Raw genomic sequence first — 1,098 nt, forward strand, 5'->3', positions numbered from 1 at the left:
AGATAGGCGACGCCGACCCATTTGACGATGACGAAAGCGAAATGGAAAGTCTGCGCAACCACCGCCAGCCCGAACACCGCCAGCGACAGCCAGATGCCCTCGCCGATCCACATGGCGAGCAGGAACGGGAACACGTCGCGAAATCCCTTGGCGATGACGCGGGCGACGAGTGCCGCGATCGAAGGACCCGGCGAACCGGCGGCCACGAAGAGCGCGGCGGCGAAGATCAGGAGCGAGGTGAGGTGCATGGCGAGGATCTCGGCTTGAAAACCTTCAATGCCAGACATTAGCAATGCCAGACATTAGCGCAAGCGACCGAGCTTCGGTAGCATCAACATGCTTGCCGGCCCGGCATCTCGCGGCTAGATAGATCGCCGCAAAACAATTTCGAGCTTCACTTTGCCTACGTAACCGCCGGTCTCGTCAACTCCCCCGACACAATGCATGGCGCCGCCACAACGGTGCCTTTTTCCATTTCATGTGTTCCTCTGGGCGGCGGTTCGAGACCGGTTTGGCACTGCTGAACCGCTGTCGCATGCGCCGCGACGCCTGATCCCAAGAACCGCAGCCTACCGCCACGCCGCGCCCGCCTGGGCATCTCGACATTGCCGACCTGATGAACTTCCCGACGGGAAGGGCTTATCGGCATGTCTTCTATTCTGCGCATCCGCTGGACGGTCGCGCCTCAAACCGCACCACGTCCCCTGATCACCTGCAATCGCTGCGGCGACATCAAAGCCTATCGCAGCAACGGAAAGTTCCGCGTCAACGCCAACGGCAAGCGCATTGACGTCTGGCTGATCTATCGTTGTATCAACTGCGACAATTCCTGGAATTTCGGCATTTTCGAGCGCCGCAACCGCCGCGACATCGAGCCGGCGCTGCTGCGGGCGCTGGAGAGCAACGATGCAGCACTTGCCCGGCGCCATGCATTCGATGTGACCGCACTGCGCGGCCAGGTGGGGCGTGTCGAGGAGTTTCCCGACGTCGACGTGCACAAGACGGCGCTTGGCGGGACAAGCGAAGCTGCAAGCGTGCTGGAGCTCCGGCTCGGGCTCGAAATGCCGATATCGCTGCGGCTCGATCGTTTGCTCGCCA

At 61.7% G+C, this 1,098-nt stretch carries 2 protein-coding genes; one reads left to right on the forward strand and one right to left on the reverse strand.

The features are described 5' to 3' along the window. Positions 1–248 (reverse strand): LysE family transporter (locus FJ980_RS33585; RefSeq protein ID WP_181181418.1); only part of this gene is annotated, 248 nt, incomplete at its 3' end. A gap of 399 nt (positions 249–647) precedes the next feature. Here FJ980_RS33585 and FJ980_RS33590 point away from each other — a divergent pair. Continuing rightward, positions 648–1,098 (forward strand): DUF1062 domain-containing protein (locus FJ980_RS33590; protein WP_140547661.1); only part of this gene is annotated, 451 nt, incomplete at its 3' end.

This window comes from Mesorhizobium sp. B1-1-5, assembly GCF_006443065.1.
In the GTDB taxonomy this organism is placed as follows: Bacteria; Pseudomonadota; Alphaproteobacteria; order Rhizobiales; family Rhizobiaceae; genus Mesorhizobium.